This window comes from Methylorubrum sp. GM97 (assembly GCF_024347855.1).
Classification (GTDB): Bacteria; Pseudomonadota; Alphaproteobacteria; order Rhizobiales; family Beijerinckiaceae; genus Methylobacterium; species Methylobacterium extorquens.
Window position 1 is genome coordinate 917,501 of record NZ_AP025942.1, and the last position, 15,000, is coordinate 932,500.

The window sequence follows — 15,000 nt, forward strand, 5'->3', positions numbered from 1 at the left end:
CCGACCCAGTCAAGCGCCACAGCGCCCGGATCCATCGACACTCCGGAACCAGAAGGACAGCGATTGCCCGATCCAGTCACCCGGATCAGCTCCGCTCACCAACAATCCCGAAGACCAACCAGACCCCCGCCCCACCAACCCGTGGACCGCGGCGCCCCGTCGGCGAAACGGGGTATAAGGGCAGCCCCGCAGGGCGTCAATCGGAAAAACGCGGGAAATGCGAGAAGGGCCGTTACGGAGCCTGCCTGCCGCATCCGAGGGGCACTCCGCGAGCGGAGTGCCCTCCCCTCTCAGCCGCGCGTCCCCCAGCGAACGCCCTCACGGTTTTGACCGGCGGCCTGCTGGCCGATCGCCGGGCCACTGGCGCGACCGGGGCGATGCGTCGACTGGGTCGACTCGCTGTGCGGAGCCAGGAGATCGGGCACACCGGCTTGCGCTTCGGTGCCGCGCCCCTGCGCGAACTGCCCCGCCTTGCGGAAGCGCCAGAGATAGCCGGGCACGACCGCCTCGACCGCCGTCGGCACGATGCCGAGCGCCTCGATGGTGCGACCCTCCGCCTTCGCGGCATCCGAGACGACGTTGTCGACCTGAAGCAGGGCGACCTGATCGCGCGTCAGTTTGAGGTTGGCCGGAAGCAGACCGAGGGTCAGCGTGTCGGCGATCTCGATCACCCGCGCCTGCAGGCGCGCCACCGGCTCGGGAAGGTCGAGCACGGCGCGGCGGCGCATCGTCACCTCGAGCATGTAGCGCACGAAGTATTCGAGCGTATTCACCTCCGGCCCGCCGAGCTCGTAGACCCGGCCTCCGGGCGCCAACCCATCGACCGCGCGGGCGATCGCTTCGGCGACATCGCCGACGAAGACCGGCTGGAAGCGGGTCTGCGCACCGGCGAGCGGCAGGGCCGGCAGGAAGGTCGCGAGCGAGGCGAAGCGGTTGAAGAAGCCGTCGCCGGGTCCGAAGACCAGCGAGGGACGGAAGATCACGGCATCGGGGGAGGCGCGCAGCACCTCCGCCTCGCCGAGCGCCTTGGAGCGGGCGTAGAGCGAGGGTGAATCCGGGTCGGCGCCGAGCGCCGAGACATGGACCAGCTTCGCACCCACTGCCGCGGCGGCTCGGGCAATCTCGCCGGCCCCTTCCGTCTGGAGCTTCGAGAAGCGCTGGCTGCCCGATTCCTGCAGGATGCCGACGAGGTTGATGACGATATCGGAATGCTCGACCGCGCGGCGGATGGAGTCGGGATAGCGAAGGTTGGCCTGAACGCCGACGATCTGACCGACCTTGCCGAGTGGTTGCAGGAACAGGGCGAGATCGGGCCGGCGCACGGCGACGCGAATTCGATAACCGCGCTTTGCCAGGGCCCGCACCACGTGGCGCCCGAGGAAGCCGGAACCGCCGAACACGGTCACGAGCTGCGATTGCGGGCGGGTGGTCGCGCCGGGCGCGGTGACGAGGCTGCTCATGGCCGATGGAGGCCCCTTTATCTCGGGTGACACGTCGAGACGGGCGGCATGACCGCACACGGCCGACGAGCCCCGGAGCGCGACCGTCGGCAGCACGCTCCTTAGACCAGTTTGAAGGCGAGAGCAGCCTGCCGGCTTGAGGAAAATGGAACGGATCGCGCATCGTTCCAAGAGGTGGTTGCCGGCTCGTTCTCATGACCGAGTCTTGGGTGATCCTTAGGCGCCCCTTGGGCGACCTGCGGCGCGATCCTTCATCGGCCGCCGAAGCGCCCCTCGCGCAGGAAGTGCAGGGTCTCGGCGGCCAGGCGGCGGTTCCACATCATCGTCGGGTGCGCGGCCGGCAGCACGATGTGGCCGGTCATCCCGTCGAGGCGGGTGCGCGTGACCGTGACGCGTCCGTCGTTCGGCCCCGGCAGCAGCAACAGCGAGGCCAGAGGGTAGAGGCTGCGGCTGCCGGCGATGATGCCGAGCGGGTAATCGACCCGGCCGAAGAGGCGCGCCTGCGCTGCCCCGCGCTCCGTGCCGAGTTCGGCGCCGGCCGGGCCGAAGAAGCGGCGGTAGGCCGCGAAGCGGTGCAGCGCATCGGTGATTTCGCTGCCGCCATTGGGCGGACCCAGCATCACCACGCGCCCGAGGTTGTCCGGCCGGCGCTGGGCCAGGAGCACGCGGGCGACGAGGCCGCCCATGGAATGGGTGACGATGTGAAGGCGCGTCACGTCCTCACCGAAGGCTGCGACCGTCGGTGCAATCACTTCGGCAATGTCGGCGAGTCCGAGCCGCCGTGCCGGATAATCGAGGTTGAGGGTAACGTAGCCGGCGCGTGTCAGCCGGCGCTCCAACGGGCGCAGCGAGGCGGCCCGGCGGGCGATGCCGTGCAGCAGGAGGACGCCTTCGGTCCCGTCGGCGCTCGTTCCGCTCATGGCCGCAGGGCCATCGCGAGCGTCGTGTCGGCGAATGCGGTGCAGAGGAGAGCAGTCATCGTCCCATTTTTTCGACGCATGGATGAAGAGACACGCAATGCTCCCGACGAACTCTGCGTGTTCACGCTTATGGGTCAACGGCGGATCGGCCGTCGATACAGGCAGAATGCGGCTTGCCGCACTTCGATCCGCGGGCATTCCCTGGCATCGTCGCAGCAGGGACTCGTAGCGAGGCGCGCGAAGTGTCGGCGACGGAGGAAGACACGGAGCGAGACGAGCGGACCGGTTCGGGCCGCCTCCTCCTGCTCTTTGCCACGCTCTACGGCGCCTATGGTGCACTCTCACCCTTCCTGCCCGCGTTCCTCGAAACGCGGGGATTGGGACCGAGCGAAATCGGAACGTTGCTCTCCGCCGCGATGCTGGTGCGGCTTGCCGCCGGGCCGCTGGCGGGACGGCTCGCCGACCGGCACGGCGCCGCGCGGGACTTCCTGGCCGGAGGCCTCGCCCTCTCGGCGGTGCTGACCCTGGCTTTCCTCGGTGGCCACGGCTTCATCGTGCTGTTCGCCATCGCCCTCGCCCAGGCGGCGGCGACCGCGCCGCTCGCGCCGCTGGCCGATACGGTGGCGCTCGCCGGCAGTCGTGACGGAGCCGTCTACGGCCGCATCCGCGGCGCCGGCTCGGCCGCCTTCATCGCCACCACCGTCCTTGCCGGCTCCATCATCAGGATCTTCGGCTACGGCGCCGGCCCTCTGGCCTGCGGCGTCCTGTTCGCCGCCGGGGCCGCGCTGACATTGCGCCTCGCGCGGAATGCCGGGCCCGCGATGCCGGCCGAGGACGCGGGCGGCGGGTTCGCGGCGCTTGCCGCGGATGCCCGCTTCCGCCGGCTCGTCCTTGCCGCCGCACTGGTGATCGGCGCGCATGCGATGCACGACGCCTTCGCGGTCATCGTCTGGCAGGCGGCGGGAATCGGGCCGCGGGTGGCAGGCCTGCTCTGGGCGGAAGCGGTCTTGGCCGAGGTCATGGTGTTCCTCTGGCTCGGGCCGCGGCTCTTGGCGCGGATCGGGCCGGATCGGGCGCTCGCGCTCGCGGCGCTTGCCGGAGCGTTGCGCTGGGCGGTGCAGGCGCAGACCTCCTGGCTGCCCGGCCTCGTCCTGATTCAAGCGTTGCACGGGCTGACCTTTGCGCTCCTGCACCTTGCCTGCCTGCGGCTGATCGTGGAGACCGTGCCGGAGCAACGCCGGGCGACGGCGCTGACAGTCTACGGCACCTTCGGGCTCGGGCTCGCCTCCGCACTGATGCTGCTGCTCTCGGGCTCCCTCTACGATGATGCCGGCGAAAAAGGCTTCTGGGTGATGGCCGCGGTGAGCCTGTCGGCCGTTCCCGTTGCGCGGGGGCTCTCGGACATCCGATAAGGGGCGAGCCGCACTCGCCTTCGCGGAGCGGAACATATATAGAACAAATCAGACTGCTTTCGTGATTCCCTTCTCGTGATTCCATGCCTGCCGTCGCCGAAATCCTGATCCCGCTCGCGCTCGACACCGCCTACAGCTACGCGGTGCCGGCCGGGCTGACCCTCGCCGAGGGCGACATCGTGCAGGTGCCGTTGGGTCCGCGCGAGACGATCGGCGTGGTCTGGGGGCTCGACGAGCGGGCCTCGGGGGGAAACCTGCGGCCGGTGACGGGCAAGGTCGAGGCGCCGCCGCTCTCGGAGTCTCTGCGCAAGCTGGTCGATTGGCTGGCGCGCTACACCCTGGCGCCGAAGGGTTCGGCGCTCGCCATGGCCCTGCGCCTGCCCGACGAGGCCGCCCGCAACGAGGCGCCGCGTGTCGGTGTGCGCGCCGCCGGCAAGCCGCCGACCCGGCAGACGGTCGCCCGCGGCAAGGTGATGGCTGTCGCCGCCGACAACGCGGTGCGGGGCAAGAGCGCGCTCGCCAAGGAGGCCGGGGTCTCGCTCAGCGTGGTCGATGGACTGATCGATGACGGCGCGCTGGAGACCGTGGCGCTGATGCCCGAGCCCGTGGCGCTGCCGCCGGACCCGGACCATCCGCGGGTGCCGCTGTCGGATGCGCAGGCGGAGGCGGCGCACGCCTTGATCGCCGACGCCCCATCGCCCGCCGATGCTGCGACCGGTGAGACGATCCTCCTCGAAGGCGTCACCGGCTCGGGCAAGACGGAGGTCTATTTCGAGGCGGTGGCCGAGTGCGTGCGGCAGGGGCGGCAGGCCCTGGTGCTGATGCCGGAAATCGCGCTGACCGCGCAGTTCCTCGACCGCTTCGCCGGGCGCTTCGGGGTGCGGCCGGCGACCTGGCATTCCGGCATCGGCGGCAAGCGCCGCGAGCGGCTGCGGGCAGGGGTGGCCGCGGGCGAGGTCTCGGTGGTGGTCGGCGCCCGCTCGGCCCTGTTCCTGCCGTTCCGGAATCTCGGCCTGATCGTCGTCGATGAGGAGCACGAATCCGCCTACAAGCAGGAGGACGGCGTCCATTATCACGCCCGCGACATGGCGGTGGTGCGCGGCAAGATCGAGGGCTGCCCGGTGGTGCTCGCCTCGGCCACGCCGTCGATCGAGTCGCGGGTCAACGCGCAGAGCGGGCGCTACCGCCACGTCGTGCTCCCCGGCCGCTTCGGTGGGCGGCCGATGCCCGATATCGCGGCCATCGACATGCGCCTCGACAAGCCGGAGCGCGGACGCTTCCTGTCGCCGCCGATGGTGAACGCGGTCAAGAGCACGCTGGCCGCCGGCGATCAGGCGCTGCTGTTCCTCAACCGCCGGGGCTACGCGCCGCTCACCCTGTGCCGGGCCTGCGGCCACCGCTACCAGTGCCGCAACTGCTCGACCTGGCTCGTGGAGCACCGCTTCCGCCGCGCGCTGGTCTGCCACCAATGCGGCTACGCCGAGCGCAAGCCCGAGGCCTGCACCGAGTGCGGCGCCTTCGATCACCTCACGCCCTGCGGGCCGGGCGTCGAGCGGATCGCCGAGGAGGTGACCGAGCTGTTCCCCGAGCAGCGCATCGTCGTGCTGTCGAGCGACTTTCCCGGCGGCGCCGAGCGGCTGCGCCAGGAACTGGAGACGGTGGCGGCGGGCGATTGCGACATCGTCGTCGGCACGCAGCTCGTGGCCAAGGGCCACAACTTCCCGCACCTGACCCTCGTCGGGGTGCTCGACGCCGATATCGGTCTCACCTCCGGCGATCCGCGCGCGGCCGAGCGCACCTTCCAGCTCCTGCAGCAGGTGACGGGGCGTGCGGGGCGCGGCGAGCGGCCGGGACGCGCCCTGGTGCAGACCTACCAGCCCGAGCATCCGGTCATCGCCGCCCTGCTCTCGGGGGATGCCGACCGCTTCTACGAGGAAGAGATCTGGGCCCGCGAGGCCGCGGGGCTTCCGCCGTTCGGACGGCTCGCGGCGCTGATCGTCTCCGGGGAAGAGCGGGAGAAGGCCGAGGCGCACGGGCAGGCGCTTGCACGCGTCGCCGAACCGCCGCCCGGCGTCTCCGTCCTCGGCCCGGCGGAGGCGCCGCTTGCCCTGATCCGCGGGCGCTGGCGATTCCGCCTGCTGGTGAAGACCGAGCGCGGCATCGACGTGCAGAGTTATCTGCGGGATTGGCTGGCGCGCGGACCGAAGCCGCGGGGTAACCTCAAGGTCGCAATCGACGTGGACCCGCAGAGCTTCCTATAATCGCGTCCGTCCGCCGTCGGTCGAGGTCGCTCGCAGTTTCCTGCCGGCGCGCTCGTCCTCGGCTCATTCGAGGAGCGCCCCGCCTTGCTGACCTATGAGAAGAAGCCCGATTCCGCCATCGCCGAGATCGTCGTCGATGGGAAGATCTCCGACGAGGAGATGAACACGGTCATGACCGCGATGAAGGCCGACCTCGACAAGGGCGGCCGCATCAAACTCTTGGAGGACATCCGTAGCTTCGAGGGCATGGAGCCGGCGGCCTTCTTCAAGGACCCGCGCTTCGGCATCTCGATGATGAAGGGCGTGAGCCACGTCGCCCTTGTCACCGACGCGACCTGGCTCAAGGCCGTGGCCGAGACCTTCGGCTTCGTCTCGCCGGTGCAGATCAAGGTGTTCGAGCGCGCCCGCATCGGCGAGGCGCGGACCTGGCTCGAAGCCGCGGCCTGACGCGGTACGGACCGCTCCCGCACGAACGCACGAAAAAGGGGCGAGCCTTACGGGCTCGCCCCACTCTTTTCGAACGACAGACGATCAGGTTACTCGGCGAGCGCGGTTCGGAGCGTGTGGCGCTTGGCGACCCAACGGCCGGTGCACAGGCCGCCGGAGACGCGCCACGTGCCGGAGCCCGAGCGGGCCTGGAGCCGGCCCGAGGCGGTCCCGTTCGCGGCCGAAGCCGCAACGTTCAGGCCGACACCCCCATCCGCCCCGACACGGCCGCTCACCGTGGTGCCGCCGGAAGCCACCGTCGTGACCGGGCGGACCTGTCCGTCCCGTACGGCCAGGGTGTAGCTGTATTGGGCGTCACACATGCCGCTTTCGGTCACGAGTTGAACCGACCACGTCCCATCGAAATCTCCTGCCATCGCCGGCGAGGCGAGCACGGCGGCCAGAGCAGCGGTGAGGGCGAACTTGAGCATGCAGCATCCAACTCAGCGACGCGGGTGAGGCGCACGGTGCGCCGTCGCCTGCGCTGTCCGTACCGTCGATCTGTGAGATGTCTGCACTCTAGCGAAACAAGAGGCGATAATATGACGCCAACGAATGATTGTTCCTGACAGCAAACCATGGCTGTTCGCCGGACGATCGACGCGTCTTCGAAACAGAAGCGTCGCCATTCGCGCCTTTTATGCACCACGGTGTTGCAAGCGCAGCCATAAAGACTGCGGGCACGCGTTCTTGAGATGCAGGGATAGCCAGGGCGATGCACGCGATGGGATCGAACCCCGCCGCTTGATTGGCGCAGTGTGCCTCGCTCCGGCAAAGGGGCGGCACGCCCGATTGAAAGCCGGTGCGAGGGGCCGGCCTCGCAGCTCGCGAAAGCTGTTGCGATAAGGGCTGTCAGGCGGACGGTTCGGCGAGGCGCGCCCGGTGACGATCGAGGGCGTCGCGCAGGCTCGGCATGAAGGTGGAGGTGGCGTCGAGACCGGCCACGCCCTCCACGAGCCGGTCGAGGGCCCGCACCTGCGCATCGAGACCGCCGAACGCAGCGAGATAGGCCCAGATCGCCTCGTCGGCCTCGGCGACCGGAACCGGTTGCTCGGATGCGAGCAGCGCCGAGAAGATATCCAGGGTGGTGTCCAGGTTCGCCACGTCGAATCCGTTTCGGGGGCATCCATCGGGTTGGGCTTGCGGTGCGCTCCGCCGAGATGGATGCCGGTTCGGCGAAGCGCGTGTCGAAACGGGGGCCGGGGCCGTCCGCGGGCCGGAATCAGCGGTGACGGGTGCCGCCGAGCAGGCTTGCCGCCGCGGCGAGCCCGACGCCAGCGACCACCGCCGCCGTCGTGAGCGGATGGAGCGTGCCGCGGGTATAGAGGCTGCGGCGCATGACGTAGCCGGGATGGCTTCCGGCGGTCTGGCCACCGACGCCCGCCTGATAGAGCGATCCCTCCGGGCGGCGGGGTGGCTCCTCGCGCATCTGCAGGCCGGCCATACCGCTTCCGACCGCATCGAAGACGCGCGGCGCCACCGCTTGGGCCGCGCTCATGATCCGGCCGCCGCCGCCGACATAGATGTCGCGGCGGGGATGCACCGCCGCATGGAGGATCGCCTCGGCGACCTCTTCGGTGCGGTAGACCGGCGGCGGCAGCTTCGGCTCGCGGTCGGTGTAGTTGCGGGCATGGGCCGGAAAGGGCGTGTCGATCGCCGCCGGCTTGATGAGGGTGACCGCGACCGGCGCGCCCTCCTCCTTCAGCTCGATGCGCAGGGAATCGGTAAAGCCTTTGATGGCGTGCTTGCTCGCGCTGTACATACCCTGGAGCGGGAAGGCGACGTCGGAGGCAACGCTGCCGAGGTTGATCAGCGTGCCGCCGCTCTCCTTCAGATGCGGCAGCGCCACGAGCGAGCCGTAGACCACGCCCCAGAAGTTGACGTCGAACAGGCGGCGATGGTCACTGTCCTCGATCTCTTCGAGCCGACCGATGATCGAAAGGCCGGCATCGTTCACCCAGGTGTCGATGCGGCCGTAGCGGTCGATCGCCGCCCGGGCCAGGGCCTCGACCTGCGCCCGGTCCGAGACGTCGGTGACGACGTGAATCGCCGCACCGCCATGCCGTTCGATCTCCGCCTGGATCTCGGCCAGCGCCTCCCCGTTGCGGGCAGCGAGCACGACGCGCGCGCCGCGTGCCGCGGCCATGCGGGCGGTCGCCAGTCCGATGCCGCTGGACGCACCGGTGATGACGATGACCTGCTGGTCGAGCGGCTTCTTGGGGGCGCTCGGCATGCGCATCTCCTGGGATCACGTCGGATGAGGGAGGCGGCCGGGCCCTGCAGGGTGCAGCGTAGTCTCGGAGCCTGTCAGGAGTGAACCCGGCCGCCAGCGGCCCAGTTTCGGCCGCTTCGGAACGGCCGGGCGCCTCAATCGGCGATCAGGACCACGCGCCCAGGATCTCGTCGGTCGACGCCGTTTCGATCTGCTCGCCGAAGCGGCTCTGGTAGAGGAACATCATCGCGTCGTAGGTCTGGTCGGCGGACGAGCACACCGCATCGCAAGCGACGATCACCCGATAGCCGCGATCGACCGCGCCGAGGATGGTGGCCAGCACGCAGACGTCGGTCTCGCCGCCCGTCACCACGAGGGTGTCGATCGCCTCCGCCTCCAGCAAACCGGCCAGTTCGGGCTTCAGCCAGGGCGAGTAGACCAACTTGTCGACCACCTTGGCCGGCGGCACGAAACGGGTCACGCTCGGCACCAGATCGACCATCTCGGGTCCGAGCGCCTCCAGCGTCATCTTGGGCCAGTGCTCGTAGTAGCGCCGCCACGCCCCCCTTCCCTCCTCGGGAGAGCGGAGCGGCACGAAGCGGGTGAACACGGTCCGCTCCGGATGGGCGGCGGCGATGCGCTCGATGTTCGGCAGGATGCGGGCGAGCCAGGGCGTGTGCCAGTCCGTCTCCTCGGAGAACATCCGCTGCGCGTCGACGCAGAGATGGGCGGCCCGCGGGCCGAGATCGCCGAATTTCAAACCGTCTTTGCGCGCCATGGCTCGCTCCGAGACCTTTCTTCTCTGTTCTTCTCTGTGCTTTTAGTTCGGGTGGAAGACGACCTTGACGCAGCCGTCCTTCTTGTCGCGGAAGGTCTTGTAGAGGTCGGGCCCGTCCGCGAGGTCGGCAGAGCGGTGGGTGATCAGCGAGGCGGTGTCGAACTTGCCCTGCTGGATCAGCTTGGTCAGCGGTTCGAGGTAGCGCTTCACGTGCGTCTGACCGCTCTTGAGGGTCAGGCCCTTCTGAACGATCGCCCCCATGTTGACGGGGATTGGCCCACCGTAGACGCCGGGCACCGAGACGATGCCGCAGGGCCGCACCGCGCGGATCGCTTCCATCAGGGCGTAGGGCCGCTCGGTCGAGGTCAGCTTCTCCTGCAGCGTCGAGATCACGCTGGAGAGGCCGTGGCCGGCGCTGGCTTCCATGCCGACGCAGTCGATGACGCCGTCAGCGCCCTCACCTCGGCTGATCTCCTTGATGCGCTCGAACACGTCCCCTTTGGCGAAATCGATGATGTCGGTCGCGCCGTATTTCCGGGCGAGCTCGAGACGCTCGGGCACCGTGTCGATGGCGATGATCCGCTCGGCGCCCATGATCTTGGCCGACTGGATCGCGAACAGGCCGACGGGCCCCGCGCCCCACACGGCGATGATCTCGCCGCCCTTGATCTCGCAATGCTCAGCGCCCTGCCAGCCGGTCGGCAGGATGTCGGTGAGGAACAGGACCGATTCGTCGTCCATGCCCTCCGGCACCTTCATTGGCGCCACATCGGCCATGGGCACGCGCACATACTCGGCCTGCCCGCCGGCATAGCCGCCGGTGATGTGCGAGTAGCCGAACAGTCCGGCCGTGGTGAAGCCGAACTGCGCGGCGGCCATCTCGGCGTTGCGGTTCGAGCGCTGGCAGACGGAGTAGTTGCCGAGCTTGCACTGGCGGCACTCGCCGCAATTGATGTTGAAGGGCACGACGATGCGATCGCCCTTCTTGAACTTGGTGAAGCCCGGCGCGGTCTCGACCACCTCACCCATGAATTCGTGGCCGAGCACATCGCCCGACTTCATCGTCGGCATCTGCCCGTCCATCAGGTGGAGGTCGGAGCCGCAGATCGCGCAGGAGGTCACTTTGATGATGACGTCGCGGGAATCCTCGATCGAGGGATCCGGCACCGTGTCACAGCGAATGTCACCCTTGCCGTGCCAGCACAGTGCTTTCATCAAACGTCCTCGAAGCGTGGAAGGCGGTGCCACTCAGGGCATCCGCTCAGGAACCCCCGCTGCGTACGGCCAAGTTCCCTCCTGACTTTCCTGCGGACGCCGTTCAGACGCTCTGGCAGCCGGCCGGCGTCAGAGCTTGATCCCGAACCTCCGGTTCAGACGGGTCACGAGCCAGACCGTGCCGATCGCCACGCACACGCCCCAGCCGACTTCCAGCACCCGCGATCCCGCCATCCGCTCCACCGGCCCGAGATGCGGCACCAGCAGGATGATGGTGGCGGTGATCCCGGCCAGCCGGCAGGCACTCGCCACGTTGACGAGCCAGCAGGCGAGGATCGCGAGCACGACCGTGGCCGCGTAGGTCGGCAGGGACGGTCCCAGGGTCAGGTAGGCGGCAAGCCCGATCAGGCCGCCGATCGCGGCACCGCTGAACTGGTCGCGGGCCGTGGAGCGGGTCGCGCCGAACTCGGTCTGCGCAACGGCGACCGCCGTGATCGCCGCCCAGAATCCCTCGCGCAGGCCGAGCACCTGCGTCGGCAGATAAGCGACGATGGCAGCGACCGCCGACATCACACCATGCGCGAGCCCGCCGGAGAAGCGGCGCCGCAGCGGCAGGCGCTTGCGCAGCCGCGTGACTTGATCCCGCAGCCAGCGGATGCGGCTGGTATCGCGGTCGGCCCGGCGCGTCTCCTCGACTGCGGCCTCCGCCCGCACGGCATCCGCAGCGGCGCGCTCCACCGCATCCTCTCCCTGTTCACGGCGTAAAGCCCGCTCAGCCCGCATCCGTTCTCCCTTCAAGCCTGACGATCCTCGCCCGGCCTAGAGGACGAGCGAACACACCAACGCGCACGGACGCCCGCGGAACACCGGTGCAGCGCGCGACGATTCGGCCGAACTCGACTCGCGCGGCGGGGTTGTCCGGGCATCCCTCACAGCCGACAGCACCGGAGCAAGGTCGATGGAATCATTTCCGAAGCCGCCTTTTCCCGACCAACCGCAGCCGATGCCCGGCGCGACCAACGCCATGAATCCGAAGCCCGACCACGGCGAGACGAGCTACAAGGGTTCCGGCCGCCTCGAGGGCAAGAAGGCGATCATCACCGGTGGTGATTCCGGGATCGGCCGTGCCGTCGCGCTGGCCTATGCCCGCGAAGGCGCCGACGTGCTCATCTCCTATCTCGATGAGGAGGAGGACGCCGCCGAGACACGCCGGCTGATCGAGGAAGCGGGCCGCAAGGCGGTGCTGGTGCCGGGCAATATCGGCGATGCCGCCCATTGCAAGCGCATCGTCGATCAAGCGGTCGAAGCTTTCGGGCGCGTCGATATCCTCGTCAACAATGCCGCGCATCAGGCGACCTTCAACGATCCGGAGGAGATCTCGGACGAGGAGTGGGAGAAGACGTTCCAGGTCAACATCCACGCGATGTTCTACCTGACCAAGGCCGTGCTGCCGCATATGCGCGAGGGTTCGGCCATCATCAACACGACCTCCGTCAACGCCGACACGCCGAGCCCGCAGCTGCTGGCCTACGCCACCACCAAGGGTGCGATTCAGAACTACACCGGCGGCCTCGCGCAGATGCTGGCCGAGAGGGGGATTCGCGTGAACTGCGTCGCCCCGGGCCCGATCTGGACGCCGCTGATCCCCTCGACCATGCCGGCCGAGAAGGTGAAGCAGTTCGGCTCGCAGGTGCCGATGAAGCGGCCGGGTCAGCCGAAGGAGCTCGCGCCGGTCTACGTGATGCTGGCCTCCGACGAGTCGAGCTACGTCTCCGGTGCCACGGTGGCGGTGACGGGCGGCAAGCCGATTATCTGATTTCGCTCAAATGCCGAACGGATGCGTCCGGCCCTCCGGGGCGGGACGCCTTGGCTGGGAGTTCTGCCTTGAAAAACCTTCACGGGGCCGTCGTCGTCATCACCGGCGCTTCGAGCGGCATCGGGCGTGCCGGGGCCCTCGCCTTCGCGCGAGCCGGTGCCCATGTCGTCGTCGCGGCACGGCGGCAGGCATTGCTCGAACGGCTCGCCGAGGAATGCAGCCGATACTTCTCCGCGGCGCTTGCGGTGCCCACCGACGTGACCGATCCGCAGGCGGTCGAGGCCCTGGCGCGGGCGGCGGAGGATCGGTTCGGCCGCATCGACGTCTGGATCAACAATGCCGGCACCGGCGTGTTCGGCCCGTTCCAGGATGCGCCGCTCGACCTGCATCGTCGCACCGTCGAGGTGAACCTGTTCGGAGCGATGCACGGTGCTTACGCCGTGCTGCCCCGCTTTCTCGAGCAGCAGCGCGGCGTTCTCGTCAACATGGTCTCGCTCGGCGGCTGGGCGCCGGCGCCGTTCGCCGCGGCCTACACCGCGAGCAAGTTCGGCCTACGCGGCTTCTCCGCGAGTCTGCGCCAGGAATTGCGGCGCTCGCCTCATATCCACGTCTGTGCGGTGTTTCCGGCGATGGTCGATACGCCGGGCTTCGTGCATGGCGCCAACGTTTCCGGCCGCACCCTCGACCCCGGCCCGATGCTCTACGCCCCCGAGGAGGTGGCTGAGACCCTCGTCCACGTCGTACGCCACCCCCGTGACGAGATCGCGGTGGGCTGGCCCGCCCGTGCCGCCCAGGCGGCCTACGCCCTGGCACCGGGCCCGACCGAGCACCTGATGGGCCTTGCCCTCAACCGGGCCCTGGACCGGGCCAACCCCGCCCCGGTGACGCACGGGGCGCTCCGCGCACCGGTCCGCGAAGGCACCGCATCGGATGGAGGCTGGCTTGCGCGCAAACGGCTTCCGTCAGCCTCGACCTTGAGCGGCGTCGGCATCTCCGTCGTTGGCATCGGCGCTGCTCTGGCCCTCGGTCGCCTGATCGGTGGCCGGCGATCGAAACGGTGAACGCGAAAGCCCCGGAGAAAACCCCCGGTTAAGCCTAAGCCCCTATCACCGGCCCATCGAGCCTGGTGACGAAAGGAGCGCCGATGACCAGGGACCAACTCGCGATTGAATTGAAGCGCATGGCCTCCTCGCAGGTCAGCGACATCGAGCGCGCGGTGAAAGCGGGGCACAAGACCATCGCCCTGAACGAACTGGCCGATCTCGACCGCCAGCTCAAGGCGCTGGCCGCCGCCCTCAAGGCCAAGCCCGTCATCCGCGCCTGAGCTTAGACTTCACCCCGCGACAGCACCGGCCCCGCCCTCCCGGGCGGCGGCCGCGCGCCCATCCGTCTCGGAATTTACGGCGCCCTCCGCGTCGAGGCGGGCCTTCAGAGAACCCGGCCCCGTCCGATCGACCTCAGCGATCGCGGCTCAGCAACACCAGCCAGCCGATACCCAGCACCGCCACCGTCATCCCGATGATGACGAAGGCCGGCGTGCCGAGATCGATGAGCCGCGGCGCGAGCTGCGTCGCGAAGGCCGCCACGACGAGGCCGACGGCGACCCGCGCGGCCCCCCGCTCGATGCCGCGGACGAGCTTGTCCATCCCCTTCAGCTCGATCTCGACGGTGACGCGCCCCTGCTTGAGGCGCACCAGCATGAGATGGATCAGCGTCGGCAGTTCGGAGGCCGCGCCGTAGAGGCCGGTCCCGAGCGATTCCGCCTTACGCATCAGGCCGCGCAGCGAGAATTGCGAGCGCATGCTCGCTCGCACGGTCGGGCCTGCGGCGGCGAACAGGTCGAAAGCGGGATCGAGCTGGCGCATGACGCCGTCGGCGGTCACGAGCCCCTTGAACAGGATCGCCAGATCGGTCGGCATCGCGAGATCGTTCTCGCGGGCCATGGTCATGAAGTCGGTGAGCACGAGCCCGAGATTGAGCGGGATCGAGGAATGAGCCTGCACGAAGTTCTGGGCGGACTGTTCCAGCTTGCTCAGGTCTGGATTCGAGGTGCCGGTCCAATCGAGGAGCGTGGCCATCAGGCCATCGACATCCTGCTTGAGCATGGCGCCGATCAGAACGAGGAGCTGCTGGCGCCGCTTCTGCGACAGACGCCCGACGATGCCGAAATCGATGAAGCCGATCCGGTTGCCGGGAAGGATCAGCAGGTTGCCGGGATGCGGGTCGGCGTGAAACACGCCTTCGATCAGCGCCATGCGCAGGAAAGCGTCGCAGCCCTTCTGCGCCAGCGCCTTCTTGTCCGCTCCCATCGTCCGTAGCGCGGCGGCATCGTTCGGCGAGATGCCGTGGATGAACTCCTGGACGAGCACCCGCTCGGAGCACCACTCCCAGAAAATCTTCGGGATGACGATGTCGTCCCGTCCGGCGAAGATCTCGGCGA

Annotated in this window: 15 protein-coding genes (1 of these 15 running past the window's edge); 6 read left to right on the forward strand and 9 right to left on the reverse strand. The window is 68.9% G+C overall.

Features of this window, described 5'->3' with window-relative positions:
* Nucleotides 1–290: 290 nt before the first annotated feature.
* Together MSPGM_RS04415 and MSPGM_RS04420 are read right to left on the reverse strand one after the other, a co-directional pair.
* The gene (locus MSPGM_RS04415) at nucleotides 291–1,460 is read right to left on the reverse strand and encodes a complex I NDUFA9 subunit family protein (protein ID WP_003606587.1); all 1,170 of its coding nucleotides are present in this window, start codon (nucleotides 1,458–1,460) and stop codon (nucleotides 291–293) included.
* 251 nt (nucleotides 1,461–1,711) lie between these two features.
* Nucleotides 1,712–2,380 carry an esterase/lipase family protein gene (locus MSPGM_RS04420; RefSeq protein WP_003606588.1) on the reverse strand — a complete coding sequence of 223 codons (669 nt, stop codon included), beginning with the start codon at nucleotides 2,378–2,380 and terminating at the stop codon, nucleotides 1,712–1,714.
* Nucleotides 2,381–2,622: 242 nt separating this feature from the next.
* Between MSPGM_RS04420 and MSPGM_RS04425 the strand changes: the two genes are divergently transcribed.
* The 3 genes from MSPGM_RS04425 (at nucleotide 2,623) to MSPGM_RS04435 (ending at nucleotide 6,500) form a co-directional block, all read left to right on the forward strand.
* Nucleotides 2,623–3,792 (forward strand): MFS transporter, encoded by a 1,170-nt coding sequence (locus MSPGM_RS04425; RefSeq protein ID WP_003606589.1) that lies wholly within the window; start codon nucleotides 2,623–2,625, stop codon nucleotides 3,790–3,792.
* 83 nt (nucleotides 3,793–3,875) lie between these two features.
* On the forward strand, nucleotides 3,876–6,053 hold the full coding sequence (locus tag MSPGM_RS04430) for a primosomal protein N' (RefSeq protein ID WP_012752363.1): 2,178 nt from the start codon (nucleotides 3,876–3,878) through the stop codon (nucleotides 6,051–6,053).
* An 84-nt stretch (nucleotides 6,054–6,137) separates the two neighbouring features.
* Nucleotides 6,138–6,500, forward strand: coding sequence for an STAS/SEC14 domain-containing protein (locus tag MSPGM_RS04435; protein WP_003605788.1), 363 nt, complete (start codon nucleotides 6,138–6,140; stop codon nucleotides 6,498–6,500).
* 89 nt (nucleotides 6,501–6,589) lie between these two features.
* Here MSPGM_RS04435 and MSPGM_RS04440 read toward each other — a convergent pair whose 3' ends face one another.
* From MSPGM_RS04440 to MSPGM_RS04465, 6 genes are all read right to left on the reverse strand, one after another.
* Nucleotides 6,590–6,970 (reverse strand): hypothetical protein, encoded by a 381-nt coding sequence (locus MSPGM_RS04440; RefSeq protein ID WP_003605789.1) that lies wholly within the window; start codon nucleotides 6,968–6,970, stop codon nucleotides 6,590–6,592.
* A gap of 421 nt (nucleotides 6,971–7,391) precedes the next feature.
* Nucleotides 7,392–7,643, reverse strand: a complete 252-nt coding sequence (locus tag MSPGM_RS04445) for a hypothetical protein (RefSeq protein ID WP_003605792.1) — start codon at nucleotides 7,641–7,643, stop codon at nucleotides 7,392–7,394.
* Nucleotides 7,644–7,761: 118 nt separating this feature from the next.
* Nucleotides 7,762–8,772 carry an SDR family oxidoreductase gene (locus MSPGM_RS04450; RefSeq protein ID WP_012752364.1) on the reverse strand — a complete coding sequence of 337 codons (1,011 nt, stop codon included), beginning with the start codon at nucleotides 8,770–8,772 and terminating at the stop codon, nucleotides 7,762–7,764.
* A gap of 145 nt (nucleotides 8,773–8,917) precedes the next feature.
* Complete coding sequence (locus MSPGM_RS04455; protein ID WP_003605796.1) at nucleotides 8,918–9,529, reverse strand: cysteine hydrolase family protein; 612 nt, start codon at nucleotides 9,527–9,529, stop codon at nucleotides 8,918–8,920.
* 42 nt (nucleotides 9,530–9,571) lie between these two features.
* Nucleotides 9,572–10,744: a zinc-dependent alcohol dehydrogenase gene (locus MSPGM_RS04460; protein WP_003605797.1), complete on the reverse strand. Its 1,173-nt coding sequence runs from the start codon at nucleotides 10,742–10,744 to the stop codon at nucleotides 9,572–9,574.
* A 129-nt stretch (nucleotides 10,745–10,873) separates the two neighbouring features.
* Nucleotides 10,874–11,527, reverse strand: coding sequence for an FUSC family protein (locus MSPGM_RS04465; RefSeq protein WP_012252709.1), 654 nt, complete (start codon nucleotides 11,525–11,527; stop codon nucleotides 10,874–10,876).
* Nucleotides 11,528–11,702: 175 nt separating this feature from the next.
* Here MSPGM_RS04465 and MSPGM_RS04470 point away from each other — a divergent pair, with 175 nt between their 5' ends.
* The 3 genes from MSPGM_RS04470 (at nucleotide 11,703) to MSPGM_RS04480 (ending at nucleotide 13,884) form a co-directional block, all read left to right on the forward strand.
* Nucleotides 11,703–12,560 (forward strand): SDR family oxidoreductase, encoded by an 858-nt coding sequence (locus MSPGM_RS04470; protein ID WP_003604451.1) that lies wholly within the window; start codon nucleotides 11,703–11,705, stop codon nucleotides 12,558–12,560.
* A 68-nt stretch (nucleotides 12,561–12,628) separates the two neighbouring features.
* Nucleotides 12,629–13,621: an SDR family oxidoreductase gene (locus tag MSPGM_RS04475; RefSeq protein ID WP_003604449.1), complete on the forward strand. Its 993-nt coding sequence runs from the start codon at nucleotides 12,629–12,631 to the stop codon at nucleotides 13,619–13,621.
* An 83-nt stretch (nucleotides 13,622–13,704) separates the two neighbouring features.
* Entirely contained in the window at nucleotides 13,705–13,884 is a 180-nt protein-coding gene (locus MSPGM_RS04480; RefSeq protein WP_003604447.1) for a hypothetical protein, read from the forward strand.
* A 133-nt stretch (nucleotides 13,885–14,017) separates the two neighbouring features.
* Here the strand turns inward: MSPGM_RS04480 and MSPGM_RS04485 are convergent, their stop codons facing one another.
* Nucleotides 14,018–15,000: the 3' portion of an ABC1 kinase family protein gene (locus MSPGM_RS04485; RefSeq protein WP_003604446.1), read on the reverse strand. 649 nt of this gene lie beyond the right edge of the window; only the last 983 of its 1,632 coding nucleotides appear in the window; its start codon lies beyond the right edge, outside the window — the gene reads right to left on this strand; it ends in the stop codon at nucleotides 14,018–14,020.

Bases quoted from the DNA above. Each gene is read 5' to 3' on its own strand.
- MSPGM_RS04420 (WP_003606588.1), bottom strand. From the start codon at position 2,380: ATGAGCGGAACGAGCGCCGACGGGACCGAAGGCGTCCTCCTGCTGCAC.
- MSPGM_RS04415 (WP_003606587.1), bottom strand. From the start codon at position 1,460: ATGAGCAGCCTCGTCACCGCGCCCGGCGCGACCACCCGCCCGCAATCG.
- MSPGM_RS04480 (WP_003604447.1), top strand. From the start codon at position 13,705: ATGACCAGGGACCAACTCGCGATTGAATTGAAGCGCATGGCCTCCTCG.
- MSPGM_RS04455 (WP_003605796.1), bottom strand. From the start codon at position 9,529: ATGGCGCGCAAAGACGGTTTGAAATTCGGCGATCTCGGCCCGCGGGCC.
- MSPGM_RS04450 (WP_012752364.1), bottom strand. From the start codon at position 8,772: ATGCCGAGCGCCCCCAAGAAGCCGCTCGACCAGCAGGTCATCGTCATC.
- MSPGM_RS04430 (WP_012752363.1), top strand. From the start codon at position 3,876: ATGCCTGCCGTCGCCGAAATCCTGATCCCGCTCGCGCTCGACACCGCC.
- MSPGM_RS04465 (WP_012252709.1), bottom strand. From the start codon at position 11,527: ATGCGGGCTGAGCGGGCTTTACGCCGTGAACAGGGAGAGGATGCGGTG.
- MSPGM_RS04440 (WP_003605789.1), bottom strand. From the start codon at position 6,970: ATGCTCAAGTTCGCCCTCACCGCTGCTCTGGCCGCCGTGCTCGCCTCG.
- MSPGM_RS04460 (WP_003605797.1), bottom strand. From the start codon at position 10,744: ATGAAAGCACTGTGCTGGCACGGCAAGGGTGACATTCGCTGTGACACG.
- MSPGM_RS04470 (WP_003604451.1), top strand. From the start codon at position 11,703: ATGGAATCATTTCCGAAGCCGCCTTTTCCCGACCAACCGCAGCCGATG.